General features: G+C 72.6%; 17 protein-coding genes. 9 read left to right on the top strand and 8 right to left on the bottom strand.

The genetic code is table 11. From position 1 onward, the window contains the following. The first annotated feature begins 191 nt into the window (after nt 1-191). Together IPZ69_RS31015 and IPZ69_RS31010 are read left to right on the top strand one after the other, a co-directional pair. The gene (locus IPZ69_RS31015) at nt 192-3,092 is read left to right on the top strand and encodes an AfsR/SARP family transcriptional regulator (protein ID WP_235457968.1); all 2,901 of its coding nucleotides are present in this window, start codon (nt 192-194) and stop codon (nt 3,090-3,092) included. 563 nt (nt 3,093-3,655) lie between these two features. After that, on the top strand, nt 3,656-6,736 hold the full coding sequence (locus IPZ69_RS31010) for a BTAD domain-containing putative transcriptional regulator (RefSeq protein ID WP_235457971.1): 3,081 nt from the start codon (nt 3,656-3,658) through the stop codon (nt 6,734-6,736). Between the two features lie 65 nt (nt 6,737-6,801). On the opposite strand, the gene IPZ69_RS31005 is transcribed toward IPZ69_RS31010, so the two are convergent. The 3 genes from IPZ69_RS31005 to IPZ69_RS30995 form a co-directional block, all read right to left on the bottom strand. After that, nucleotides 6,802-8,007 (bottom strand): MDR family MFS transporter, encoded by a 1,206-nt coding sequence (locus tag IPZ69_RS31005; protein WP_235457967.1) that lies wholly within the window; start codon nt 8,005-8,007, stop codon nt 6,802-6,804. Between the two features lie 59 nt (nt 8,008-8,066). After that, a complete protein-coding gene (locus IPZ69_RS31000; protein WP_235457966.1) occupies nt 8,067-9,338 on the bottom strand; it encodes an ATP-grasp domain-containing protein in 1,272 nt (423 codons plus the stop codon). A gap of 153 nt (nt 9,339-9,491) precedes the next feature. After that, nucleotides 9,492-10,856 carry an aminotransferase family protein gene (locus IPZ69_RS30995; protein ID WP_235457965.1) on the bottom strand — a complete coding sequence of 455 codons (1,365 nt, stop codon included), beginning with the start codon at nt 10,854-10,856 and terminating at the stop codon, nt 9,492-9,494. A 245-nt stretch (nt 10,857-11,101) separates the two neighbouring features. Between IPZ69_RS30995 and IPZ69_RS30990 the strand changes: the two genes are divergently transcribed. Both IPZ69_RS30990 and IPZ69_RS30985 read left to right on the top strand, forming a co-directional pair. Next, on the top strand, nt 11,102-12,286 hold the full coding sequence (locus IPZ69_RS30990) for an LLM class flavin-dependent oxidoreductase (RefSeq protein WP_235457964.1): 1,185 nt from the start codon (nt 11,102-11,104) through the stop codon (nt 12,284-12,286). 26 nt (nt 12,287-12,312) lie between these two features. After that, complete coding sequence (locus tag IPZ69_RS30985; protein ID WP_235457963.1) at nt 12,313-13,317, top strand: alpha/beta fold hydrolase; 1,005 nt, start codon at nt 12,313-12,315, stop codon at nt 13,315-13,317. A gap of 96 nt (nt 13,318-13,413) precedes the next feature. Here IPZ69_RS30985 and argJ read toward each other — a convergent pair whose 3' ends face one another. The 5 genes from argJ to IPZ69_RS30960 all read right to left on the bottom strand — a co-directional run bounded on the left by argJ (nt 13,414) and on the right by IPZ69_RS30960 (nt 20,046). Further along, nucleotides 13,414-14,595 carry a bifunctional glutamate N-acetyltransferase/amino-acid acetyltransferase ArgJ gene (gene argJ / locus IPZ69_RS30980; protein ID WP_235457962.1) on the bottom strand — a complete coding sequence of 394 codons (1,182 nt, stop codon included), beginning with the start codon at nt 14,593-14,595 and terminating at the stop codon, nt 13,414-13,416. Between the two features lie 159 nt (nt 14,596-14,754). Then, complete coding sequence (cs1, locus tag IPZ69_RS30975) at nt 14,755-15,729, bottom strand: clavaminate synthase Cs1 (protein WP_235457961.1); 975 nt, start codon at nt 15,727-15,729, stop codon at nt 14,755-14,757. Further along, the gene (gene speB, locus IPZ69_RS30970; RefSeq protein ID WP_235457960.1) at nt 15,726-16,754 is read right to left on the bottom strand and encodes an agmatinase; all 1,029 of its coding nucleotides are present in this window, start codon (nt 16,752-16,754) and stop codon (nt 15,726-15,728) included. Before speB ends, cs1 begins: the two co-directional genes overlap by 4 nt. A gap of 42 nt (nt 16,755-16,796) precedes the next feature. After that, complete coding sequence (locus tag IPZ69_RS30965) at nt 16,797-18,320, bottom strand: asparagine synthase-related protein (RefSeq protein WP_235457959.1); 1,524 nt, start codon at nt 18,318-18,320, stop codon at nt 16,797-16,799. A gap of 1 nt (nt 18,321) precedes the next feature. Then, nucleotides 18,322-20,046, bottom strand: coding sequence for a thiamine pyrophosphate-binding protein (locus IPZ69_RS30960; RefSeq protein WP_235457958.1), 1,725 nt, complete (start codon nt 20,044-20,046; stop codon nt 18,322-18,324). 395 nt (nt 20,047-20,441) lie between these two features. On the opposite strand from IPZ69_RS30960, the gene IPZ69_RS30955 reads away from it, so the two are divergent. The 5 genes from IPZ69_RS30955 (at nt 20,442) to IPZ69_RS30935 (ending at nt 25,616) form a co-directional block, all read left to right on the top strand. Beyond that, nucleotides 20,442-21,437, top strand: coding sequence for an aldo/keto reductase (locus IPZ69_RS30955; protein ID WP_235457957.1), 996 nt, complete (start codon nt 20,442-20,444; stop codon nt 21,435-21,437). Between the two features lie 170 nt (nt 21,438-21,607). Next, nucleotides 21,608-22,063: a nuclear transport factor 2 family protein gene (locus tag IPZ69_RS30950; RefSeq protein ID WP_235457956.1), complete on the top strand. Its 456-nt coding sequence runs from the start codon at nt 21,608-21,610 to the stop codon at nt 22,061-22,063. 44 nt (nt 22,064-22,107) lie between these two features. Next, the gene (locus IPZ69_RS30945) at nt 22,108-23,307 is read left to right on the top strand and encodes a serine hydroxymethyltransferase (protein WP_235457955.1); all 1,200 of its coding nucleotides are present in this window, start codon (nt 22,108-22,110) and stop codon (nt 23,305-23,307) included. A 76-nt stretch (nt 23,308-23,383) separates the two neighbouring features. Next, the gene (locus tag IPZ69_RS30940) at nt 23,384-23,998 is read left to right on the top strand and encodes a flavin reductase family protein (protein WP_235457954.1); all 615 of its coding nucleotides are present in this window, start codon (nt 23,384-23,386) and stop codon (nt 23,996-23,998) included. Nucleotides 23,999-24,068: 70 nt separating this feature from the next. Continuing rightward, nucleotides 24,069-25,616 (top strand): reprolysin-like metallopeptidase, encoded by a 1,548-nt coding sequence (locus IPZ69_RS30935; protein WP_235457953.1) that lies wholly within the window; start codon nt 24,069-24,071, stop codon nt 25,614-25,616. The last annotated feature ends 52 nt before the right edge of the window (nt 25,617-25,668 follow it).

The raw sequence follows: 25,668 nt of genomic DNA, 5'->3' as shown, positions 1-25,668 counted from the left end.
GAAGCAGGTCGACGACGCCGGTCTCGGCACCGAGTAGCGGCGACCCGAACCGACGGGTTCAGGACCGCACGACGGCCTGACGACATGCCCGTCGGTTCGGAGCGCCGGATTGCCGGGGCGTCTCCCCCACGCTCGAATGGCGGTCCAGGACGGCTTCAGTACCTCCCCGCAAGGGCCGGAGGAGTTCAGCCGTGAGCCACGGCCGGGGAGAGAACAGAGTGCGGGAGCAGTGGCGGTTCGCGGTGCTGGGGCCGGTCGGCGCGTGGCGCGAGGGGGCCGAGGTGGATCTCGGGCCGCCGCAGCAGCGCGCCCTGCTGGCGGTGCTGCTGCTGGCGGAGGGTGCCCCGGTGCAGGGCCACGAACTGGTCGACGCCCTGTGGGGAGGCGAGCCGCCCGCCTCGGCGGTGGGTTCCATCCGGACGTACGTGCATCGGCTGCGGAAGCTGCTGGGCCCGTCCGTGATCCGCTCCGCGGGCAACGGCTATCAGGTGCCCGTCGTGCGGGAGGAGTTGGATCTGGTCGCCTTCCGGGACCTGCTCGCCCGGGCGGACCGGGCCCGCGGCGCGGGGGACGCCGACAAAACGGCGCTGCGGCTCCGGGAGGCGCTCGCGCTGTGGCGGGGCACCGCGCTCGCCGACATCCGGGGCGAGTACGCGCAGGCCCAGCGCGAGCGGCTCGGCAAACTGCGGCTGTCCGCCCTGGAGCACCTGCTGACGGCCACGCTCGACCTGGGTCGCCACGAGGAGGCGGCCACGGAGCTGGCCTGGCTGGTCGCCGAGCATCCGTTGGACGAACGCTTCCGCGAGTTGCTGATGCTGGCGCTGTACCGGTGCGGCCGGCAGTCCGCCGCCCTGGCGACGTACCGCGAGGTGCGGACACTGCTCGCCGAGGAACTGGGCATCGACCCCGGCCCCGGACTCCAGCGCATGCACGAGCGCATCCTGCGCGCCGACGCCGGGCTCCTGGTGGCCCCGCGCCCCGGCGCCGCCGAGCGGATCCCGGCGTGCACCGCCCCGTCCGCTCCCCCGCTGCCCGTCCCCGCGCAACTTCCGGGCGCGCTGGCGGTGTTCGTGGGCCGCCGTGATCAACTGGCCCTGGCGGACGAGGTGCTCCCGCGGGCCGACGAGCCGCCCGTCACGGTGACGATCAGCGGCATGGCCGGGGTCGGCAAGACGACCTTCGCCGTGCACTGGGCCCGGCAGGTCGCCGCCCGCTTCCCCGACGGTCAACTCCACGTCAATTTGCGCGGGTTCGACCCATCCGGCCTGCCGGTCGGGCCCGAGCACGCGTTGCGCACCGTACTGCGGTCGCTCGGCGTCGCCCAGCACAGCCTGCCGCACGACGTGGACGCCCTGTCGGCCCTCTACCGCACCCTGCTCGCCGACCGGCGGGTGCTGATCCTGCTGGACGACGCCCGCGACGCCCAGCAGGTACGGCCGCTGCTGCCCTCGGCGCCCGGGTGTCTGGCGATCATCACCAGCCGCAACCTGCTCTCCGGCCTGATCGCCATGGAGGGCGCCCACCCCCTCCGCCTCGACGTGCTGTCGGTGGACGAGGCCCATGCCTTCCTCGCCCGCCGCCTCGGCCACGAGAGGGTGGCCGCCGAACCGGCGGCGGTCCGGGAGATCGTCGAGCGCTGCGCGCGGCTGCCGCTGGCCCTGGCGGTGGCATCGGCCCGCGCGGCCGCCCGGTGCACCTTCCCGCTGGCGACCCTCGCGGCCGAACTCCGCGACAGCCAGGGCAGCCTGGACGCGTTCGACGACGCCGAGCCCGACGCCGCCGCCGACGTGCGCGCCGTGCTCTCGTCGTCGTACCACGATCTGACGCCCGCCGCCGCCCGCCTCTTCCGGCTGCTCTCGCTGCATCCCGGCCCGGACACCTCGCTGCCGGCCGCCGCGAGTCTGATCGGGCTCCCCCCTGCCGACACGCGCCAGTTGCTCGCCGAACTCCTGCGGGCCCACCTCGTGGACGAACCCGTCGCGGGCCGCTACGGCTCGCACGACCTGCTGCGCGCCTACGGCTCCGAGCTCGCCCGCACCACGGAACCGCCCGCCGAGCACCACGCCACGCTCCGCCGTGCGCTCGACCACTATCTGCACAGCGCTCGGGCGGCGGTCGCCCTGCACTCCCCCGAACGGGCCCTGATCCCCCTCGCGCCCGCGGCGGCGGGGGTGTGCGCCGAGGAGTTCGCCGGTGACTCGGCGAAGGCGGTGGCCTGGTTCGCCGCCGAGCAGTCGGTGCTGCGCGCGGCCGTCGAGCGGGCCGCGGCCCACGGCTTCGACGTCCACGCCTGGCAGCTCGCCTGGGCCCTGGACATCCATCTGAACCGGAGCGGTCTGTGGCGGGACGCCGAGGCCGTCCACCTCACGGCCCTGGACGCGGCGCGGCGCCTGGGCGACCCGATCGCGCGGGCCCACGCCCACTCCGGTCTCGCCAAGGCCCTGACGACGCTGGGCCGCGTCGACGAGGCGCGGGCGCACATCGAACGGTCGGTGGAACTCTTCACCGCGTCCGGCGACTTGAGGGCCTGCGCGGAGAGCCACCACGTGCTGTGCTGGGTGGCGGAGTGCCAGGGCGATCTGGAATCCGCGCTCGGCGCCGCGCAGCGGTCGCTCGCGATCCGCCGCGCCGTCCACGACCCCGAAGACCCCGGATCCGACGACGAGCGGGGCAGCAGGGCGACGGCCGGGGCGCTCAACGCGCTCGGCTGGATCCACGGCCTGCTCGGACAGCACCAGGAGGCACTCGACCACTGCCGGCAGGCACTGGCCCTGCACGAGGAACGCGGCCTCGGCTACGGCGTGTGGCACATCTGGAACAGCATCGGCTCCGCCCACCACCACCTCGGGCAGTACGACGAGGCCGTCGCGAGCTTCCGCAAGGCCCTCGCCGGCTACCGGCAGACCGGCTGCCTTCCGATCGCCGAGGCGGGGACCCTGCGCCGGCTCGGCGACACGTACGTGAGCATGGGCCGTCCGGGCGCCGCCCGCGCCGAATGGACGGCGGCCCTGACGATCCTCGAACGGCTGGGCCACGCCGACGCCGAGACCCTGCGCGGCGGCCTCCGGCGGCTTCCGGCGCCGGGCCCGTGACGGTGCGCCCCGGGTCGGCGGGCCGACCGTCTATCGGATGTTGATCGGGCGCTGATCGCCGGCCGCGAGCATGGCGGGGTCGACCGGTACTCGGACCGAAGGGGATCGACAGTCGAGGACTTCGTCCAGCCGATGTGGCAGAGGAGCATGTCCAAGGGGTCATCGACGCCCGGCCGGGGGGCCGGTGGTGTCGGGAACGGAAGGGCAGCGAAGGGGACTTCACGGACAGACTTCGGGGCAGAGGAGAACTCGGGCACCCGTGCCGTTCGCGTCAATGTCCGGGGGGACAAGTATGTGGACGCCCATGCCAGGGGCACGGACAACGGCGCAGGGCACCAGCTGTGGGGATGTTGTGGTACAGACCACCGGCAGTGGAGCACCGGCCGACATCGATCGCGCCACCGCCCTTTCGGAGCCCCCGTCCCGGCCGCATAGGTCGATACATCTGTGAGAAGGATGTGGATCGCCGTGCAGAAAACAGGTACCACTCAAGTTCGGGTGACATGATGAACGATCAACTTCGTGCTGCTGGCCTCCGCTTCGAAACGCTCGGCCCCTTGAGCGTGAGCCACGACGACATACCCGTCGATCTCGGCCCGCCCAGGCAGCGTGCCCTGCTCGCCATACTCCTGATCCATGTGGGCCGGGTGGTTCCCCTCCCCACGATCATCACCGCGATCTGGGGGGCCGATCCGCCCCGCCGGGTCATGGGGACGCTCCAGGCCTACGTCTCCCGCCTGCGCAAACTGCTCCGGCGCCATGACCGGTCCGTTCAGCTCGTCCACCGTCTCAACGGGTATCTCCTGGACGCCGACCCGCAGTTGGTCGACGCCGCGGTATTCGAGGCGCAGGTCCGGGACTGCCGCGAGGCGCTCAAGTCCGGCGATCTGACGGCCGCCCGCGCCCTCGCCTGGTCCGCCCTGGAGTTATGGAACGGCAAGCCCATGGGCGAGCTCTACGAGTACGAGTTCGCGGTCATGGAGGCGGACCGGCTGGAGCAGGTACGCCTGCGTGCGCTCGACGTATGGGCGCAGGCGTGCCTGGGGACGGGAGCCTACGAGGAGGTGGCGGTCCGACTCGGTGAGGAGCTCCGGCTCAATCCCGCGCTGGAGCGGTTGGGCGGGCGGCTGATGAGGGCGCAGTACCACTCCGGGCAGCCCGCGGAGGCCCTGCAGACGTACGAGCGCATGCGCACGGCCGTGGCCGAGGAACTCGGCGTCGACCTCAGCCGGGAGCTGCAGATGCTGCACGGCGAGATCCTCAGGCAGGAACTCGCGGCGTCGCCGGTGGCGGATGCCGAAGTCCCCACGCCTCCTGCGCCCGAGACCGCCGTGACCCCGCCTCCCCCGGCCCCGAACCCGCCGTCGGCGCCCGTGCCGTCGGGCGAGCCGCAGAGCTTCCGGCTCGTGGGCCGCGGCGCGGAACTGGAGCGGCTGGCGGGCCTCATGGAGGAGATCCGCGGCGGCAGCGGCCACGTCGTGCTGGTCTTCGGCGAGCAGGGCATCGGCAAGACCCAGCTGCTGCGCAAGGTGACGCGCTGCCTCGTACCGGCCGAGGCCCGGGTGGTGCGCTCCTACTCCATCTACGCCCCGTCCACCCCGCCCTACTGGACGTGGGAACAGGTGCTCCGGCAGGTGGGTTCCGGGGACGGCGGGCGCGCGCTGACCCCCGCCGATGCGACGGCCCGTGCCGCGTGGACGCCCGAGCAGCACTTCGCCCACCAGATACGGATCTGTCAGGCCGTGCTCTCGGCCGCGGACGAGGCGCCGCTGGTCCTGATCCTGGAGGACCTGCACGCCGCCGACGTGCCCGCGCTGGAGGTGCTCCACGTGCTGGCCAAGCAGATCTGCCACGCCCCGGTCCTCGTGCTGGCCACCCTGCGCGACCACGAGCTGGCGAAGGACGCGGCGATGCGGCGGATGGTGGGGCGCATCCTCCAGGAGAGCACCGCCCGCACGCTCCGGCTGAAGGGGCTCACGCGCGGCGAGAGCCGGGAGTTGATCGCCTCGGTCCGTGGGGTGACGCCCTCGCCCGAGGAGGCGCGCGAGCTGCAGCACGCCTCCAACGGCAATCCGTTCCTGCTCCTCAGCCTGCTGTCCGCGCAGACGACCAGCGGGTACGGGGAGCAGCGGGCGATCCCCTTCGAGGTGCGCGAGGTGCTGCACGAGCGGCTGAGCACCTGTTCGCCGGACACCCGCGAAGTGCTCACCCTGTGCGCGGTGATCGGCACGGAGGTCCGCCGGCCGCTGCTCGCCGAGGTGCTGTCCGCGCGCGGGCTGCCCCAGACCCTCGTCAACGACGCCTTGCAGACCGGCCTGTTGCGCACCGATCCCACCGCCGAGAACCAGCTGTCCTTCACCCACGGTCTGGTGCGCGAGCTCCTGGTCGAGGACGCGCAGCCGCTCACCCGCGCCCAGTGGCACCGGGACGTCGCCGACGTGCTGGCCGCGCAGTTCCGCCCGGAGAACGACACCGCGCAGATCCGCCGCCACTGTCTCGAATCCGCCCGGGTGCTCGGCGCGCACGTGGGCGTGCGTCCCCTGGTCGCTCTCGCGAACCGGGCACAGGAACGCTTCTTCCATGCCCAGGCCCTGCACCGCCTGGAGGACGCCGCGTCCGTCATCGCCGAACTGCCCCGGGACGAGACAACGTTGGCAGTCGAGCTCCACCTGCGTAAACGCATGATGTGGCTGCGGGCCCAGCTGGAGGGCTACAGCTCGCCGCGGGTGGCGGACGCCTTCGGACAGGCCCAGCTGCTGGAGCGGGCCGTCGACAACACTCAGCCCACCGAGCTGATGCACACCCGGGCCATCATGGCGCTCGCCGCCGGCGAGTACGCCCTGGCGGCCGAGACCGGCGGACTGCTCTACGAGCTGGCCGAGCACGGCGGCGGTCAGGAGGCCAGGGCGGCGGCCTGCTACACCGAGGGGGTCACCCTGCACGTGAGCGGCCGCGCCCAGGAGGCGCTCGCCACGCTCAACCGGGGCATGGACATCATCGACGGTCTGCTGGGCGCCTCGGACGGGCCGTCGCGGTCGAGCGCGCTGCTCAACGACCAACGCATCGACTACCGGGCCTATCTGGCGCTCACCCACTGGATCAACGACGATCGCGACCAGGCACAGCACTACCGTGCGGAGCTGCTGCAGCTGACCCAGTCCGACCGCTACGACCGGCCATGGGACCGGGCCTTCGCCCGGTACGTGGACGCCCTGATCGCCGTGTCCGAAGGTGATGTGGAGGGTGCCTGGCGGGCCGGCCGGGCGGGCGTGGACCTCGCGGCCCGCTGCCAACTCGCCTACTGGCACCGCATGCTGGCCGTCCCGCTCGGCTGGGCGGAGGTCCACCAGGGCACGACCGAGACCGGACTGAACCGGATCCGCCGCGCCCTGTGCGAGGCCGCCCAGCACCGGACCCTGCTGCGCCGCACCCTGCACCTCGGCCTGCTGGGCGACGCCCTGCGGCACGTGGGTCGCGCCGACGAGGCCCAACTGGCCCTCCGGTGCGCCGCCGAGGAGATCGAGAAGCGCGGCGAACACGCCTACGCGCGGCCGCAGTGGCCGTACGCCGCACTCCTCGGGGAACACACCAGCGGATCACCGACCGACCCATCGACCGCCGGCGCGTCGCCGGTACTGCGCTAGAGGGGCCGGACGTAGCAACGGGGGAACGTCCGTCCGGTGAGGTGCGCGGCGCCTGCGGCCATCGGTCAGGTCACGGACGCGTCGGCGCTCTCGGACTCCTCGGGGGAGCGCTCCGCCCGGCGCAGCCGGGCCAGCAGCAGATGGGCCGCGGCGGCCACGAGCGACAGGCCCAGACAGGCCACCCAGACGGCGGCCGTGCCGGACACCTGCATCAACTGCCCGCTGAGCAGCGGCGCGAGGGCCACGGACAGGCTCCACACCGACAGGAACCAGCCCTGATAGCCGCCCTGGCCGTCGGGTGGCGCCACGGCGGCCACCAGAGCCATGCAGGTGGGCCAGACCACGATCTCGCCCAGGCTCCACAGCACGACGGTCCCGGCGTACCCCGGCAGGGAGTGCACGACCGGGGTCAGCCCCATGCCGATCCCGGCGGCCACCGTGGCCGCGCCGAGCGCGAACTCGGGCCGTATCCGCCCCGCCAGTCGGCTCAGCGGCAGCTGGAACACGGCGATGACCAGCCCGTTCATCATCATGGCCGTGCCGTAGTCCGCCGGGGACAGCCCGTCGGCCGTCATCGTCAACGGCAGTGCCACCAACGGCTGTTGGAACACCAGCCCGAGCAGCAGCACCGAGCCCAGCAGCACCAGGAACGGCCGGTCACGGTGGACGGACCCGTTCGGCCGGGCGGTGGACCCCACCTCCCCGCCGGCAGCCTCGGGCCGGGTCTCCGGCACCCACCGGTAGACCATGATCCCGGCGACGAGGTTGGCCAGCGCGTTGACCACGAACAGCGTCAGGAAGCCGTGCTCGGCCGCCGTGCCCGCGGTCACGGCGGCGGCGGAGAACCCCAGGTTGGTGGCCCAGTAGATCAGCGAGTAGGCGCGCGGCAGGTCGGCCCGGTCCACCAGGTCGGCGACGGCCGCGGCCCGGGCCGGCCGGGTGGCGTTGAGGCCCACGCCCACCACCAGGGCGCCCGCCAGCACGAGGGCCTTGGTGTGCGCCACGCCGAGCCCCACCATGCCGGTCACGGTCAGGACCTCGCTGGACAGCAGGACCACCCGGCGGCCGAGCCGGTCCGCGAGGATCCCGCCGAGCAGCGAGGCGATCCCGCTGCCGATGCCGAACACGGCGAGCGTCAGCCCGGTGAAGGAGACCGAGTAGCCGAGCTCGCGGGTCAGGTAGATCGCCAGGAACGGCAGCACGAAGCCGCCGGCCGAGGTGATGAGCGTCCCGGCCCACAGCCACCAGTACGGGCGCGGCAGGCCGCCCACGGCGCCGCGCAGCGCCTTCGTGAGCCGGTCCGAGCCGCGTCGCGCCGTGCCGTGCGTGCTCAGTTCCGCTCCTCGTACTCGACGTGCAGCGTCCGGGCGAGGTGGTCGCGGAACTCCACGGCCTCGGCGTCCGACGCGTGCTGGGAGAGCACGATGGCCGGGTACCCGGACCAGTCCGGGTAGGGGCGCAGCACGTCGCCGGGTCCGACGGTGCGCACCACGTAGTCCACCCGCGGGTCCGCCTCCACCTCGTCCAGGCCGTGCACCCGGACGATCCGTCCGCCGCTGCCGACCGGCACCAGGTAGGAGGCCGCCACCCGGCCGTCGGGCTCCGGCTCCCGGCTCCAGCAGTCGGGTTCCTGGCCGAGATGGATGCGCAGCGCCTCGGCGGCCAGGTCGACTCCGCCGCCGACGTGGACGATGTGGTGCATGAAGCCCCCGCCGCCGATGCGCGCGCCCATCTCCAGCACCACCGGGCGCACCCCGCCGACCAGGCGCAGTTCGGTGTGGGTGGTGCCCTCGGTGATGCCGAACGCGTGGTGCGCGCCGATCACTTCGGCCTCGACGGCGGCCAGGATCTCGGCGGGCAGCCGGGCGGGGGCCCGCAGGGTGGACTCCTCGAAGTACGGCCCCGTCAGCTCTCCCTTCCAGCTGATGGCGCCGATCCGCACCCGGCCCCGGTGGACCAGGGACTCCGCGGAGATCTCGGGTCCGTCCAGGTACTCCTCGGCCAGGATGCCGACCTCCCCGGCCGGTTCGTCCCCCTGGCGCAGATGGGTCTCGACGAGGTCCCAGGTGCGGGCGACCTCCCGCTCCAGCCGGTCCTTGTCGTCGACGCGGATCACGCCGAGGCTGGAGAAGCCGTTCGCCGGCTTGACCACCACGGGGAACTGCAGGGTCAGCGCGCTCGTCCAGCTGTCCCGGCGGTCCAGTTCGACGAAGCCCGGCGCGCCCAGGCCCGCGTCCCGCAGCCGCCGCCGCATGCTGCGCTTGTCGCGCACGACCGCGGCCGCCTCCTCGGACAGTCCGGGCAGCCCGAGCCTGCGCGCGGCGCGCGCCACCCACGGCACGACCTTCTCGTTGCCCGCCATGATCCCGCCGAAGGGTCCGCGCCCGTGGCGCTCGACGAGCGCGGCCAGCGCCGCCTCCGGGTCCCCGTCGATGTCCAGGGGCAGCACCTCCACCACCGCGCGGGCACGCCGGGCGGACTCCTCCGTGTCGTCCCCGCGGGGCACGAGGATCAGGTCGACACCGGCGCGCTCGGCGGCCTCGAACACGAAGGGGAGCGTGGACAACTGTCCGACGAGGACGAGTTTCGGGCGCTGGGGCATGGCGGTCTCCAACGGTGCGGGCTGTGTGGACGGGGCTCCCGGCAGGCGCGCGGCCGGCGGGACGGCCCGCGCCAGCCTGTCCCGCCGGGCTTGGCACCCGCTTGCAGAGCATTTGACGTCCCGCCGCCCGGGCCGACGGTCCGTCCCGGGCGGTCAGCGCACGTGCCCGTCCGGACCGGTCCGACCGAGCACCGACCGCAGCCCGTCGGCGAGTTCGTCCGCCTCCTCGCGGGTGAAGACGAGCGGCGGGTTGATCACCAGGGCGTACGGGTTGGTGCGCAGAATGATGCCGGCCTGTTCGCGCAGCGCGTCGGAGACCTCGACGGTGCCCTTCGGCAGCGGCCGGCGGCTCGCCCGGTCGGACGTCAGCTCCACGGCCAGCATCAGGCCCAGCCGGCGCACCTCCCCGACGACGGGCAGCTCGGCCAGTTCGGCGAGCCGCCGCCCCAGGTGGTCGCCGACCGCGGCGGCGTTGGCCGGCAGTCCCTCGCGCTCGATGATGTCCAGGTTGGCGAGCGCCACGGCGCAGGCCGTCGGGTGCCCGGTATAGGTGTAGCCGACGGGGAAGCCCTGGTCGCCGGTCACCCCGGCGGCGATCTCGTCGGTGGTCAGGACGGCACCGTGCGGGATGTACCCGGAGGTGAGGCCCTTGGCCGTGACCATGATGTCGGGAACGACGCCGAAGTGCTCGGCGGCGAACCAGTGCCCGGTGCGCCCGTAGGCCGTGACCACCTCGTCGGAGATCAGCAGGATGCCGTAGGAGCGCAGGAGTTCGGCGACGCGCGGCCAGTAGTCGGCGGGCGGCACCACCGCGCCGCCGCCGCCCATGACGGGCTCGCCGATCATCGCGGCGATCCGCTCCGGGCCGATCCGCTCGATGGTCTCGCGCAGTTCGGCCAGGCAGAAGTCGCTCACGTCGGCGCCGGAGAACAACTCCTGGCGGTAGGGGTGCGGCGGGGTGAGGAAGTGGACGTCGGGCAGCGAGGGTCCGAACCCGTCGTGGTAGACGGGGAATCCGGAGACGCCGCCGCTGCCGTAGCCGATGCCGTGGTAGGCCATCCGGCGGGAGAGGATCGCGGTCCGTCCGGGCTCGCCGCGGCGGTGGTGGTAGAGGCGGGCCATGCGCAGCGCGATCTCGTTGCCCTCGGCGCCGCCGCTGGTGAAGTAGACCCGGCGCAGCGGCTCCGGGGCCAGTACGGACAGCCGCGCGGCCAGTTCCACCGCGCGGTCGTTGCTGAGAGTCCCCCAGGTGTGGAAGTACTCCAGCCGGGTCATCTGCTCGGCCGCGGCGCGGGCGAGTTCGGCGCGCCCGTGGCCCACCTGGGTCACCCCGAGCACGGCCGAGGCGTCGAGGTACTCCCGGCCGTCGGCGTCGCGCACCCGGCTGCCGGAGCCGGAGACCAGCAGGGTCCGGTCGGTGCGGTGCGCGGGCAGGGTCGGGTGGATGAGCGTGGCGCGGTCCGCGTCGGCGAGCGCGGCGCCGACGGCACCGGACGCTCGGGAGATTGCTGAGGTCAAGGCGGGCTCCTTCGCAGCGGCTGGGGCTCGTTCCCAGGGTCGCCACGGCGGCTTGGCGCCCGCTGGACGTCCCGCTGCCGCCTCCGGGGCCGCGCGGCCCGACGGGGCGAGCCGGCCGGGCCCGGCGGACAGGCGGCACGTCAAGCGGTCAGGCGGCACGTCAAACGGATGCCAAGAGCCCGGTGACACCGTCGGGTCGCCGTCCGCCCACGACTCGCGTCGGCGCTGCGACCGAAAGGACCACGGTGAAGTCCATCCTCTTCTACCTGCCCACCGCCGGCAGCCACGACCAGATCCTCCGCGGCATGTCGGGCGTCAACCCGCAGAACTACCAAAACATGCTCTGGCAGCTCACCCGCCAGGCCCAGGCCGCCGACGAACTCGGCTACTGGGGCCTGTCGTTCACCGAGCACCACTTCCACGTCGAGGGCTTCGAGGTCTCCAACAACCCGATCATGCTGGGCCTGTACCTGGCCATGCAGACCAAGCACATCCGGGTCGGACAGATGGCCAACATCCTGCCCTTCCACAACCCGCTGCGGCTCGCCGAGGACCTGGCGATGCTGGACCACATGACCCGCGGCCGCACCTTCGTCGGCATCGCGCGGGGCTTCCAGAAGCGCTGGGCCGAGGTCATGGGCCAGGTGTACGGGGTGGGCGGCGCGCTCTCCGACGCGAGCGACAACGACCGGCGCAACCGCGCGCTCTTCGAGGAGCACTGGGAGATCCTCAAGAAGGCGTGGACGACGGAGACCTTCTCGCACTCCGGGAACCAGTGGACGATCCCGGTGAAGGACCTCGAATTCCCCTACGAGGCGGTGCGGAAGTACGGCCGCGGGGTGGACGAGAACGGCGTGGTCCAGGAGGTCGGCATCGCCCCCAAGCCGTACCAGCGGCCCCATCCCCCGGTGTTCCAGCCGTTCAGCTTCAGCGAGGACACCTTCCGGTTCTGCGCCCGCGAGGGTGTCGTGCCGATCCTGATGAACACCGACGACCGGATCGTCGGCCGTCTGATGGACCTCTACCGGGAGGAGGCCGAGGCCGCCGGGCACGGCACGCTGCGGCGCGGCGAGCGGATCGGCGTGATGAAGGACGTGCTGGTGGCCCGGGACGCCGACGAGGCCCACCACTGGGCGTCGCGCGGCGGCGGCTTCATCTTCGAGAACTGGTTCGGCCCGATGGGCTTCACCGAGGCGCTGCGCAACGTCGGCGAGACCGGCCCCATCGGTTCGGACTACGGGACGCTGGTCGAGCGGGGCCTGGAGTGGGTCGGCACCCCGGACGACATCAACCGCAAGATAGAGAAGCTGGTGAAGACGCACGACCCCGAGTACCTGCTGCAGTGCCAGTACTCCGGCCTGATCCCGCACGACGTGATGCTGCGCAGCCTGGAGCTCTGGGCCACCGAGATCGCCCCCAACTGGCTCTGATCGAAAGCCACCGAAGGAGGCTCGCGGTGGATCACCGCATCTTCGAGATCGCCGAACTGCCGCTGCTCGGCGGCGGGATCCTCGATCACGCCAGGATCGGCTACGCCGTGCACGGGAAGCTGGACGCGGACGGCGCGAACGCCGTGCTGTGCCCGTCCTTCTTCGGCGGCGACCACACCGGCTACGACTGGCTGATCGGGGACGGCCTGCCGCTGGACACCGAACGGTACTGCGTCATCGTCGCCGGACTGTTCGGCAACGGCGTGTCCAGCTCGCCCAGCAACCACCCCTCGGGGGCGGACTTCCCGCTGATCACGCCGCAGGACAACGTGGCCGCCCAGTACCGGCTGCTCACCGAGCACCTGGGCGTGCGGGAACTGGCCCTGGTCACCGGCTGGTCCATGGGCGCGGCGCACACCTACCAGTGGGCGGTGTCGCACCCGCGGACGGTCCGCCGGATCGCCCCGGTCTGCGGCTCCGCGGTGACCAGCGAGCACAACCGGGTCTTCCTGTCCGGGCTGGCCGCCGCGCTCACCGCCGACGGCGGCGCGGAGCGCGGGAAGCGGGCCGCCGGGCGGGTCTTCGCCGGTTGGGGGGCCTCGCACCCCTTCTGGGCCCGCCAGGCCTACCAGGACCTGGGATTCGACTTGCGGGAGGGCTATCTCGCCGGATTCTGGGAGCAGTTCTTCGTCGGCGGCCCGGCCACCGAGGATCTGCTGACCATGGTGCGCACCTGGGAACACTCCGACGTGGGCGCGACCCCCGGCTTCGGCGGCAGCGCCGAAGCCGCGCTCGCCTCTGTCACGGCCGAGGCCGTCCTGCTGCCGGGTGCGCTGGACCAGTGCTTCCCGGTGGCGGACGAGGAGCGGGCCGCGAGCCTGCTGCCGCGCGCCGCCCTGGAGGTGATCCCGGGCGTGTGGGGCCATCTGGCCGGAGCCGGCGCGGACGCCGCCGACCGGGACTTCGTCGGCGGGGCGCTGCGACGGCTGCTGGCCCGCCGGACGGCGGACGCCGCCGTGGGCCGAGCCTGAGCCCACCCCGGTCGACAAGGAGGCGGACGGTGCCGGTCGCACCGTCCGCCTCCGTCGTCTTCGTCGCCTTTGTCGTCGTCGTGTCCCGCGCCGCGCTCAGGTCGAGTAGTCGGCGTTCAGCCGGACGTAGCCCTCGGTCAGGTCGCAGCCGTACACGGTGAACGCGCCGTTCGCGATGCCGAGATCGACGCCGATGACCACCTCGGCGCCGGCCATCTCGGCGGCCACGGCGGCCCGCACCTCGTCCTCGCTCCGCGCGTCCGACGCCCCGGGCGGGTAGACGGCCGTCTCGCCGAAGCGGATGACCACCCGCTCCTGCTCGATGTCCGTGTCGTCGGAGCACTTGCCGATCGCCATGGCCACCCGGCCCCAGTTGGGGTCGCCGCCGTGCACCGCGGTCTTGACCAGCGGCGAGTTGACGACGGCCTTGCCGACCCGCTTGGCCTGCGCGTCGTCCCGGGCCCCGGTGACGCGGACCTCGATGAGCCGGCCGGCGCCCTCGCCGTCCCGGGCGATCTCCTTCACCAGCTCCAGCGCCACCTCGTACAGCGCCTCCTCGAAGTCGGCCGGATCCACCTCGCCGGCCAGGCCGTTGGCGAACAGCGCCGCCGTGTCGCTGGTGGAGGTGTCGGTGTCGATGCTGACCGCGTTGAAGGTCCGGTCCATCACCCGGCGGAAGACCCGGTCCTGCTCCGTCGGGTCCAGCCGGGCGTCGGTGGCGAAGAAGGTCAGCAGGGTGGCCATGTCGGGCTCCATCATCCCGACGCCCTTGGCGATGCCGACCAGGACCGCGTCGCCGATCCGCCGCCGGGCCAGCTTGGGCCGGGTGTCGGTGGTCATGATGGCCCGGGCCGCCCGCTCGAAGCCGCCCTCGGGCCCCGGCACGGTCAGCGTCTTCAGGTGGTCGCGGAGGGCGGGCATCGGGTACTGACGGCCGATCACGCCGGTGGAGGCGATGAGCAGTTGCTCTTCCGGCAGGGTGGCCGCCTGCGCCACCGCGGCGCGCACCTCGCGGGCGTTGCGCTCGCCCTCCGCGCCGGTGGCGACGTTGGCGTTGCGGGCCAGCACCACCACTCCCCGCGCGCTGTGGTCCGCAGCGGCGGCGCGGCTGAGCACCACGCTGGGTCCCGCGAAGCGGGACCGGGTGAAGACCGCGCTCACCGTGGCCGGGACGGTGGAGAGCAGGACGGTGAAGTCGTCTCGTCCGTCGTCCAACAGGCCCACCGGCGCGGTGTGTACCGCGAAGCCCCTCGGTTCGTAGGCTTCCGTGTCCGTCATGCTGGTTCGTCTCCCGGGGTGCCGAGTGTCGGGGTGCGCCGAGGCGCGGTCCCGTTGATCCATACCACGTTCCGTGGCGGTGACAAGCGCGCGGAGCCGGGCGGCGAGGGGATACGGCCACTCCCCTCGCGCGCCCGGCTCCGGGAGCGGTGCCGCGGCTCAGGCGCGCGGGGTGAAGGCGACCACGTCGCCGGCCCGCTCGCCGCCGGAGAGCTGCTCGCCCCGCTCGGTGCGGATGTAGACGCGGTGCAGCCACCGGTCGTGGCCGTCCCAGCGCGGGGTGAAGGGCGTACGGGCGTGCGTGGTACGGAAGTTGTCGACGATCAGCAGGTCACCCGGCGTCAGGTACACCGCCTCGGTCACCTCGTCCAGCGCCTTCGACAGCGCGGCGACCGCCTCCACGTCGTCGGGGTCCTTCGGGCTGAGCAGTTCGCGGTCGTAGCCGAGGAAGGGGTCCCGCGGATCTCCGTACAGGGGCTTGACCCGGGCGATGGCACCCGGGTCCGGGTCGCCGCCGCGGAAGGCGACGTCCACGCAGCAGGGCATCTTCCGGTCGAAGAGCCGTTCGCGCACCTCGGCCGTGAGCAGCGGCAGCGCCTTGCGGACCGAGGCGACCAGGGTGGCCGCGCGGTGTTCGTGGTCGGCGCGGGAGCAGGCCAGCATCACGTAGTTGGGCTGCAAAAGGTGGTAGGCCATCTCCGTGTGGAACTCCAGCAGCGTCTCGGAGGTCTCGGAGGAGAGGTGGTGCGCGTTCGGGGAGGGGTACACGTCGTGGTAGACGGTGGCCGAGCGCAGCTCCTGGTAGCCGGTGTGCAGGCCCAGGCGGCGGCCGACGAGGCCGAGCATGCCCTCCATGGTCAGCAGCGGGCGGTCCGCGGGCGCCGGGGTGCTGCTCGGGGTGGGCGGCAAGGCCGCGTCGTCCTCCACCGGCAGACCGCGCAGCAGCAGGTGACCGTCCTGGCTGCCCTCGGCGTTGAAGGTGTCCAGCGCGCTCGCCAGGGGACCCGGGAGGGCGGTGGCCGCCGTGCCCGCGGAGTCCAGGAAGGCGTACAGGTCCGCGCGCGGGATCTGTGGCAACCGCGCGCTGAGCTCGCGCAGTTCACCGGCGTACTGGGTGCAGTCCACGACTGTCACGAGGATGTCCTTTCGTCGACGTGGTCTCGGGCGTGGTCTTGGGCCTGGTCTTGGGCGGGGCCCCGGGCGTCGTCCGGGGCCTGTTTCTCGGCGTGCTGCCGGGCGCGGGCGTACTGGTAGAGGAGTTCCGCGCCGATTTCGGTGGCCAGGATCGACGTGATGCCGCCGTGGTCGTAGAGCGGCGAGACCTCCATGACGTCGAACCCGACCGGGCGCAGGTCCCCGACGCCGCGCAGCAGTGCCAGCACCTCCCGGGAGGTGGGTCCGCCGGGGGCCGGCGTCCCGGTGCCGGGGGCGAAGGCGGGGTCCACGACGTCGACGTCCACCGACACGTAGACCGGTGCGTCGCCGACGATGTCCCGGACCAGCCGGGCGGTGGCCTCGCTGCCGAGGTCGGCGAACTCGTCGGAGGTGACGATGCGTACGCCGTGTCCGCGGGCGTAGTCCAGCGATTCGGGCTTCGGGTTGTGCCCCCGGATGCCGATCTGCACCATGCGCTGCGGATCGACCAGCTTCTCCTCGATGGCGTGCCGGAAGGGTGTGCCGTGGTGGTACTCACCGCCGTAGAAGGCGGGGTTGGTGTCGCTGTGGGCGTCCAGGTGCAGCACGGCCAGCGGCCCGTGCTCGCGGGACACGGCCCGCAGCGCGGCCAGGGTCAGCGAGTGGTCGCCGCCGAGCATGAGGAACGCGGCGTTGTCGGCGAGCAGTTCGGTCAGGCGCCGCTCGGCGGTGTCCATCGCGATGTGCATGTTGAACGGGGTCAGGTCGATGTCGCCCGCGTCGACGCAGCTGATCAGGTCGAAGGTGCCCGGTCCGCGGTCGATGCCCATGCCGTGGATGAGCCCGGACTCGTTGCGGATGGCACGGGGGCCGAAGCGCGCCCCGGGCCGGTAGCTGGTGCCGCCGTCGTACGGGGCGCCGATGACCACGACGTCCCGCCCGCGCGGCGCGGGGTCGTGCGGCAGGCGCATGAAGGTGGGTATCTGCGCGTAGCGGGGGGAGACGTTGATGTCGATGCGTTCCACGCCTGGTGGCTCCTTGGGTGTGAGCGGGGTGACGGATCGTCACTAGGCGGGCTGCGCGGTGCGCTCCAGACGGTCGACGACCTGGTGCACCGTCCGCTCGGTGTCGACGTCGTCGGGGTGCCGGCCGGCCGCCACCACGAGGTCGAACAGCTCCTGGACGACCAGGCGTTTGGCCTGGTGCACGCGTCCTTCGGACACCCCGGCGGCGGCGAGCAGCCGGCTGAACGACGAGGTGGTTCCCGACCCTTCGTGCACCCCGAGCTTGGGGCGGATGACGGTCTGGGCCGGCAGCAGGTCGCCCATGGCGGCCCGCAGCACCCACTTGTCCTGCCCGTAGCGGCGCTTCAGCCCGGCCTCCAGGCAGACGAGGACGTCCAGCACGTCGCGGTCCCAGTAGGGGTGGGTGGACCAGTGGCCGGCCACGCCGGAGAGCACCGGCGACATCTCGTTGAGGCCGTCGAAGGTCTCCATGTCGTGGGCGAGGGCGGTGTCCAGGGCCGGCAGCCGGTCCTCGCGGTGCATGCCGCCCAGCGGGATGTCGGCCCCGTACCCGGTGAGGATGCGCCGGCCGGGGCCGTCCAGCCTCAGGTACAGGGCGGTCAGCGGGAGCAGGTACTCGATGATGTCCGGGTCCAGGGACTCCGCCGCCCAGACCGCGTGCGGCAGACGGCGCAGCAACTCGGCGGTGGGGACGGTGATCTCGCGGTGCGCGGTGCCGAGGTGCTCGGCGACGATCCGCGCCTGCGGGAACTCGTCGGCCTCGTCGGTGCCCATCGACACGGTGTCGACGCGGCCGCTGGTCAGGCGGTCGGCCAGGGCCGCGACGCTGGAGGAGTCGATGCCGCCGGACAGCACCACCAGCGGCGCCTGGGCGCCCAGGCGGACGCGGATCGCGTGCTCCAGGCTCCGCCGGACCGTCTCCACGGCCTCGCTCTCCGGCAGGATCCGCCGGGACAGGACCGGCGCCCAGGTGCGGTGGGCGGTGCCGGTCCCGCTGCCGAGCGCGAGGTCCAGTACCGTCCCGGCCGGGACCTGGTGGACCCCGGGCAGCCGGCGGACCGGGCGGGCGGCGGGCAGCGGCCGCCCGGCGGGCGCGGTGCGCAGCGCCTTGGCCTCGGTGGCGGCCAGCACCCGGCCCGGTGCGGCACTCGCGTAGAGCGGCACCGAACCGGCGTGGTCGGTGGCGAGCAGGACCCGCCCCCCGGTGTGCACCAGCGCGGCGAAGCGTCCGTTGAGCAGCCGGAACGCGTGCAGGTCGTAGCGGTCGAAGAGGGCGAGGACGAGCTCGGCGTCACCGGCGGGTTCGGTGCCCGGGGGCAGCAGGGACCAGAGCTCGGCCCGGTTGTACAGCTCTCCGGCGAGCACCACGGCCACGCCCCCCGCCCGGGCCCGGGCGCCGTCCGGCGCCCCGGAGTGCAGCAGGCTGGTGTGCAGCGTGTGTCCCCCGTGTTCCTCCCGTGCGTCGGCGAGGGCCCCGAGCGTCGCGAAGACGGGCCGCGGGACCTGGCTCCCGTCCTGGTGGACGGCGGCCAGGAATCCCGTGGCCGCAGGCAGCGTGTGGGTCATGTCAGATGCTCAGCGCCCCGAAGCCGCCGGCCTGGAAGTCGTAGTTCACCGGCACCTCGATGAGGTAGGGACGGCCGAGGCCGGCGCCCTTGCGCAGCGCGGCGAGCAGTTCCTCGCGGTCGGCGGCGCGGACCGCCTCCACGCCGTTGGCGCGGGCCAGTTCCGTGAAGTCGACGCCGGTGAACTTCACCGCCGGGTCGAAGGAGCGGTGGTGGCCGAGGTTCTGGTACAGCTCGATCAGCCCGTTGGTGTCGTTGTTGACCACCACGGTGACGATGGGCAGGTTGAGCCGGGCGATGGTCTCCAGGTCGGCGCTGTTGGAGTGGAAGCCGCCGTCGCCCGCGATGAGGAAGGTGGGCTGTCCCGGGCGGGCCATCTGGGCGCCCATCGCCGCGGGGATGCCGTAGCCGAAGCTGGAGCAGCCGGCCGAGGTCAGGAAGCCGAACGGCTGGTCGGCGCGGGCGAACAGGACGCCGTAGTGCCGGAAGAAGCCGATGTCGGAGACGATGGTGCCCTCGCCCTCCTCGGCGGTCTCGGCCATCACCGTGTTCATGCAGTCGATGACCTGGTGGACCCGCATGCCGTCCGCGTACTGCTCCGGGTCGGAGAGGAAGTGGGCGACCCGCTCGCGCAGCGCGGTGACGTCGTGCGGGGTCTTCGGCGCGAGTTCGGCGGTGTGGGTGTCCAGGTACTCGACGAAGGCGAGGACGTCGGTGACCACGTCCACGTCCGGCCGGTAGACCCGCGGGATCGGGTTGACCGTCGGCGAGACGCGGACGGTCTTCTTCTCGCCGCCGCGCTGCCACATCGACGGGCGCAGGTCCTCGGCGTAGTCGTAGCCGACGGTGAGGATCAGGTCGGCGGGACCGAAGAGGGTCTCCAGCGCGGGGAAGGACAGGATGCCGTCCATGTAGCCGGTGACCGCGCCGTAGTTGAGCGGGTGGCCCTGCGGCAGCACGCCCTTGGCGATGTACGTCGTGATGACCGGGATGCTCAGCCGCTCGGCCAGGGCGCGGATCGCGTCCACCGCACCGGAGCGGATCGCCGCGGCGCCGACCACCAGCACCGGGTGCTCGGCCGCCGCGAGCAGCTCGGCCGACTGCTGGGCCGCGGCCTGCCAGCCGTCCGCGACCGCGCCGACCGGCTTCTCGGGGGTGATCGCCGCGGGGCGGTTCGCCGCGGCCTCGCAGGCGCTGCCGAGCAGGTCGACCGGAAGGGAGATGAAGCTCGGGCCGACCGGCTCCGTCATCGCGGCGGCGACCGCGGAGTCCACCAGGTCGGTGATGTCGTCGGGGCGCTGCAGCTCGACCGCGTACTTGGTCATCGGGCGCATCACCGCGACCGAGTCCAGGCACTGGTGGGTGTCGTTCGGGAAGATGTCGTGCGACTCGGACTGGGCGGCCAGCGCGATGACCGGCGAGCGGTCCAGGACCGAGGTGGCGACACCGGTGGAGAGGTTCGTCATGCCGGGGCCGAGCGTGGCCCAGCAGGCCTGCGGCCGGCCGCTGATCCGGGCCAGTACGTCGGCGGCGACCCCGGCGGTGAACTCGTGCCGGGTCAGCACGAAGTCGATTCCCTCCACCTCGTCGAAGAGGATCGAGGCGGCTTCCCGGCCGACCACTCCGAAGACCGTCCCCACCCCGTGGTCCCGCAGGCGCTGGAGCAGTGCGTGGGCGGTCGTCGGGTTGTTGTCGGAGGTTCCAGGGGTTACGGACACGCGCGACATGACAACTCCTTGTTGCGTACGGATGTGGGGGCGTCGGCGCCGGGGCGATTGTGCTGCCCCGGGCCGGCGCACCGCCGGAACGGGCCGGTCGGCACGCGATGCCCACTGTGCGGAGCGTGTCTTGCACGGCTGTGGACGTCCCACTTGCAGGGGCCGGACGCGACCGCGCCCGGGTGCCGGGCCGTGTGCCAGCGAGTCGTCAAACCACGGGGAAGGGCGCCGTTGTGGACGACGGGCGGGGGTGCCTACTGTGCTGCGGGACGGATGCGCGCGGCCCCTTGATCCGTGCCTTCCGCATGCCGCGCGCCGCCCGCTTGCCGCGCGCTGTCCGCTTGTTCCCCCGTCCTTCGTCCTTCGCCGGTTCTCGGCTTCCGTCCTTCGCTGGAGGTTTCGTCATGCCCTCGTCCTTACGTCCCCCGGTCCGTCGGCTGCGCGATCTGCGGGTCAGCGCCCAGGGGCTGGGCTGTCTGCCGACCACGGCCTTCTACGGCCGCCCCGACCCGGCCCGGTCGATCGCCACGATCCGCGCCGCCCTGGACGCCGGGGTCACCCTGCTGGACACCGCGGACGTCCAGGGCCTGGGCGCGGGCGAGGAGTTGCTCGGCAGGGCGCTCGCGGGCCGCCGGGCCGAGGCCGTGATCGCCAGCAAGTTCGGCATGGTGCGGTCGGCCGACGGCGCGTTCCAGGGGTTGTGCGGTGAACCCGCGTATGTGCGCGCGGCCTGCGAGCGCTCGCTGCGCCGCCTGGGCGTGGACCACATCGACCTGTACTACCAGCACTGGATCGACCCGGCGGTCCCGGTGGAGGAGACCGCCGGCGCGGTGGCCGAGCTGGTACGGGAGGGCAAGGTCCGGTACTTCGGACTGTCCGAACCGTCCGCGACGACGCTGCGCCGGGCGGACGCGGTGCACCCGGTGACCGCGGTGGAGAGCGAGTGGAGCCTGTGGTCGCGGGAGATCGAGGCCGAGGTGGTACCGGCCTGCCGCGAGCTGGGCATCGGCATCGTCGCGTACGCCCCGCTGGGCCGCGGCTTCCTGACCGGCCGGATCCGCGGCACCGACGACCTGGCCGCCGAGGACTTCCGGCGCGGTCAGCCGCGGTTCAGCGCCGAGAGCCTGGCGCAGAACGCCTCGCTGCCGCGCCGGCTGCGCCCGGTCGCCGACCGGCTCGGCCTGTCCCTGGCGCAACTCGCCCTGGCCTGGCTGCACCACCGCGGCGCCGACGTCGTCCCCATCCCGGGCACAGGCGACCCTGCCCACCTGGCCGAGAACCTGTCCGCCGCCGCGGTCCGGCTCGACGAGGCGGACCTGGCCGCGGTGGAGGAGGCCGCCGCCGTACCCGTACGGGGAGAGCGCTACGCGCCCGCGCTGCTCGCCATGACGGGCAACTGACCCCGGTACGGACGGGCGATCGCCCTCGGTGCAAGCGAGGGAGCAGAAGGACGTCAAGCCCGCGCCAAGCCCACCTTGCGACGGTGGGCACCGCCCCCGGGCGGCCCCGCCGCCGTCGAGTGCGGGCGACGTCCCTTCCGCAGATTCCCGGCACCTTCGGAGGTCGTCACATGACCGTGGCACCGGCTCCTATGACGGACGAACAGCGAAAGGCGGTCATCACCGCGTACTTCAAGGCCTTCGACAACGGCGGAGTCGGCGCCGACGGGACCCCCGTCCTCGACTTCTTCGCCGAGGACGCCGACTTCTTCTTTCCGAAGTGGGGACTGGCCCGCGGAAAGGCCGAGATAGCCAGGATGTTCGGCGACCTCGGCACGACCATCAAGTCGATCGAGCACCATGTGTGGTCCTTCAACTGGATCGCCACCGGGACCGACCTGCTCGCGGTGGAGGGCACCACGCACGGAGAGCACCGTGACGGCCCGTGGCGGGTGGGCACGCCCGAGTGGGGTGCCGGACGCTGGTGCGGCGTCTTCGAGGTGCGCGACTTCCTCGTCCAGCGGGCCTTCATCTACCTGGACCCCGACTACGCGGGCAAGGACGTCACCCGTTACGCGTGGCTGTGAAGCCGCCCCGGACCATCCCGCCACTTCCCAGCCGAGGAGCACCCATGGACGTCCTGGCCACCTTGCAGCGCAAGGACAGCCTCAACCTCTTCCCCATCGAGAACCGGCTCTCCCCGCGGGCCGCGGCCGCCCTCGCCAGTGACGCGGTCAACCGCTATCCGTACTCGGAGACGCCGGTGGCGGTCTACGGCGACGTCACCGGGCTCAACGACGTCTACGACTACTGCGTGGACCTCACCAAGGAGTTCTACGGCGCTCGGCACGCCTTCGTGCAGTTCCTGTCCGGGCTGCACACCATGCACACCGTGCTGACCGCGGTCACCCCGCCGGGCGGCCGGGTCATGGTGCTGGCCCCCGAGGACGGCGGCCACTACGCCACCGTGACCATCTGTGAGGGCTTCGGCCACCAGGTGGACTTCGTGCCCTTCGACCGGCAGCGCCTGGAGATCGACCACGCGGCGCTCGCGGCACGGGTCGCGAAGCAGCCGGTCGACGTCATCTACCTGGACGCGTCCACGGCGCTGCGCTTCCCCGACGCCCGCGCGCTGCGGGCCGCCGCGCCCGACGCGACCATCTGCCTGGACGCCTCGCACCTGCTCGGCCTGCTGCCCGCGGCCCCCGACACCCTGGTCCTGGACGGTGGCTTCGACAGCATCTCCGGCAGTACGCACAAGACGCTGCCCGGCCCGCAGAAGGGCCTGCTGGTGACCAACAGCGACGCCCTCGCGGAGAAGGTCGGCGCGCGGATCCCCTTCACCGCCTCCAGCTCCCACTCGGCGTCGGTCGGCAGCCTGGCGATCACCCTGGAGGAACTGCTGCCGCACCGGGTGGAGTACGCGCGTCAGATCATCGCCAACGCCCGTCGGCTGGCGCACGAGCTGGTCGAGCGGGGCTTCGACGTGGCGGGCGCGCACTTCGGCCACACCGACACCCACCAGGTCTGGGTGCACCTGCCCGAGGACAGCACCCCTCACGCCTGGGGCCGGCTGCTGACCAGCAGCGACATCCGTACGACCACGGTGGTGCTGCCCAGCAACGCCCGTTCCGGCCTGCGGCTGGGAACGCAGGAGCTGACCCGCTGGGGCATGAAGGAGGACGACATGGCCGCGGTGGCCGAGCTGCTGGCCCGGCTGCTGCTGCGCGGCGAGGACTCCGCCAAGGTCGCCGCGGACGTCGCCGACCTGGCCCGTGCCTTCCCCGGGGTCGCGTATGCCGAGCGGTCCGCCCCGGTGGCCGTCGGCTGAGCCTGCGCGGGGAAGCGCCCCGGAGGCGCCCCGCGGCGCTTCCCCCGGCCGGAACGGAAATGGAGGAGACCTCCCGATGTCCCTTTCCACGCAGAGCAGTTCGCCGCAGAGCGGTTCCACGCCGAACGGTTCCCCGTCGAATGGTTCCCCGCACAGCGGCCAGGCGTCGGTGAGCCCCGACCGGTTCCGTCGGGTGGCCGGCCACTACCCCACCGGGGTGGTCCTGGTCACCGCCCCGGCCCCGTCGCCGCGGCAGCCCCCGCCCGCCATGGTCATCGGCACCTTCACCTCGGTGTCGCTGCACCCCCCGCTGGTGGGCTTCCTCCCCGCGCGGACCTCGACCACCTGGCCGCGCATCCGGGCGGCCGGCCGCTTCTGCGTCAACGTCCTCGCGGCGGACCAGCAGCACGTCTGCCGCAGCTTCGCCACCGCGGACCCCCGCCGCTGGGAGGTGCCCCACCACGAGACGGGCACCGGTTCCCCCGTGCTGCTCGACGCCCTCGCCTGGTTCGACTGCGAGCTGGCCGACGAAGTGGACGCGGGCGACCACTGGTTCGTCACCGGTGCCGTCCGCGACCTCGGGGTCCGCCGGGTCGGGCCGCCCCTGGTCTTCCTGCGCGGCGGCTACAGCCACTGTGCTCTCCACGCCGACACGTCCGGGGCGGGGGCGGGCGCGGGGGTGACCGGGTGAACCTCACCGCGAGATGGACGCGTGCGCGCGCGTTCGACACGGCTGTGCGTGTGATTTGTCGAATTATGAGATGAATCGCCCCACAGAGAGGCTCAGCTCCCTCATGCGCCATTCCTCGATCGCCGCCTGCGCAGCGGCATCCGCTCTCCTCACCACCGTACCTTTGGCCCTGACCTCACCCGCCGCGTCCGCCGCGACCGGCGGCGGCAACGAGCCCTGGGTGGTGCGCAGCGCCGTGCTGCGCGCCGACGCCAAGGAGTTCGCCGGGTTGTGCGGCGAACAGAAGGAGGGCACGCCCGAGACTCGTACGTTCCGCCTGTTCAAGGACGGCCCGACCATCACCGCGGAGCGCGACTTCCTGCGCCAGGACCCGGACGGCACCGTCTACTGGGACGGCCACGACCCGAAGTCACCCGAGGACACGGTCTCCCTGTCCATCATCGGACTGTGCAACGGCGGCCCCATCACCCTCGACGGAGTCATCGAGATCGGCTTCAAGGACTATCTGTTCACCCCGTTGCCCAAGCAGCCGGGCAAGTACTGCCTGGAGGAGATCGACACCCTCAAGCTGCCGCCGAGCGGACACGGGGACGACACGGTCACGGAGCCCACGCCGTCCCGCTCCGGGCGGCCGAAGCCGAAGGCCGCCGACATCTCGAACCCCGTCGCCATCGACATGGTCGTCCCGTACACCCCCGCCGCCCTGCGCGAGCTCGGCGGGCTCAACGAGGTGAAGGCCCGCATCCGCTACGGCGAGAGCCAGCTCAACAAGGCCCTCGCCGCCAGCCATGTGCCGGCCAGCGTGCACGTCGTCAACTCCTACGAGACGGAGGAGTCCGGCGTACCCGACGAGGACGCCCCCACCATGCGGGCGAAGCTCAAGGACCCCAACGACCAGGAGATCGGCGCCACGGCCCACGCCAAGCGCGAGGAGTTCGGCGCCGACCTGGTGGCGCTCCTCGCCTCCATCCCCATCCAGAACAGCTCCGGCCAGGCCGACCTGCCGCTGCCGCCGTCCACGGACACCGCGGACGAGGCCTACTCCGTCACCAGCGTCCTGTCGGTGAAGGAGTGGGACAACCTCGCCCACGAGATCGGCCACAACTTCGGCCTGCAGCACGACCGCCAGACGATCATCGGCAACGGCGGAACGCCGCAGCCGGGCGCCACGAACTTCGGCTGGGTCACCGCCGACAAGCTCCACCACACGCTCATGGCCTACTCCTCGGCCTGCGCGCCCGAGAACTGCAAGGTCGTCAACCAGTACTCCAACACCGAGAACACGATCAACGGGCAGGCGCTGGGCGACGCGAACAACAACAACGCCGCCGCCGCACGGATCAGCACCCCCATCGTGTCCGGCTACCGCGCCTCCAAGGTCGTCGACCGGCACACCCTCGGTCTGTCCACCAGCCCGGCCAACGGCGGCACCATCACCATCAGTGAGTTCGGCCCCTACGACCCCGGCACGCAGGTGACGGTCAGCGCCCACCCCGCCGCCGGCTTCCAGTTCGACGGCTGGACCGTGGACGGCCAGCAGAAGAACGTCACGACGGACTACCAGCTCACCATCAACGCCAACCGCAACATCGTCGCGCGGTTCAGCAAGACCTTGTGACCGTCCCCGGTACGCGGCGGGGTCCGGACCGTCCCACGGCCCGGACCCCGCT

This window comes from Streptomyces olivochromogenes, from assembly GCF_021538895.1.
Classification (GTDB): Bacteria; Actinomycetota; Actinomycetes; order Streptomycetales; family Streptomycetaceae; genus Streptomyces; species Streptomyces olivochromogenes_A.
This window is presented reverse-complemented; position numbering and strand designations above follow the sequence as displayed.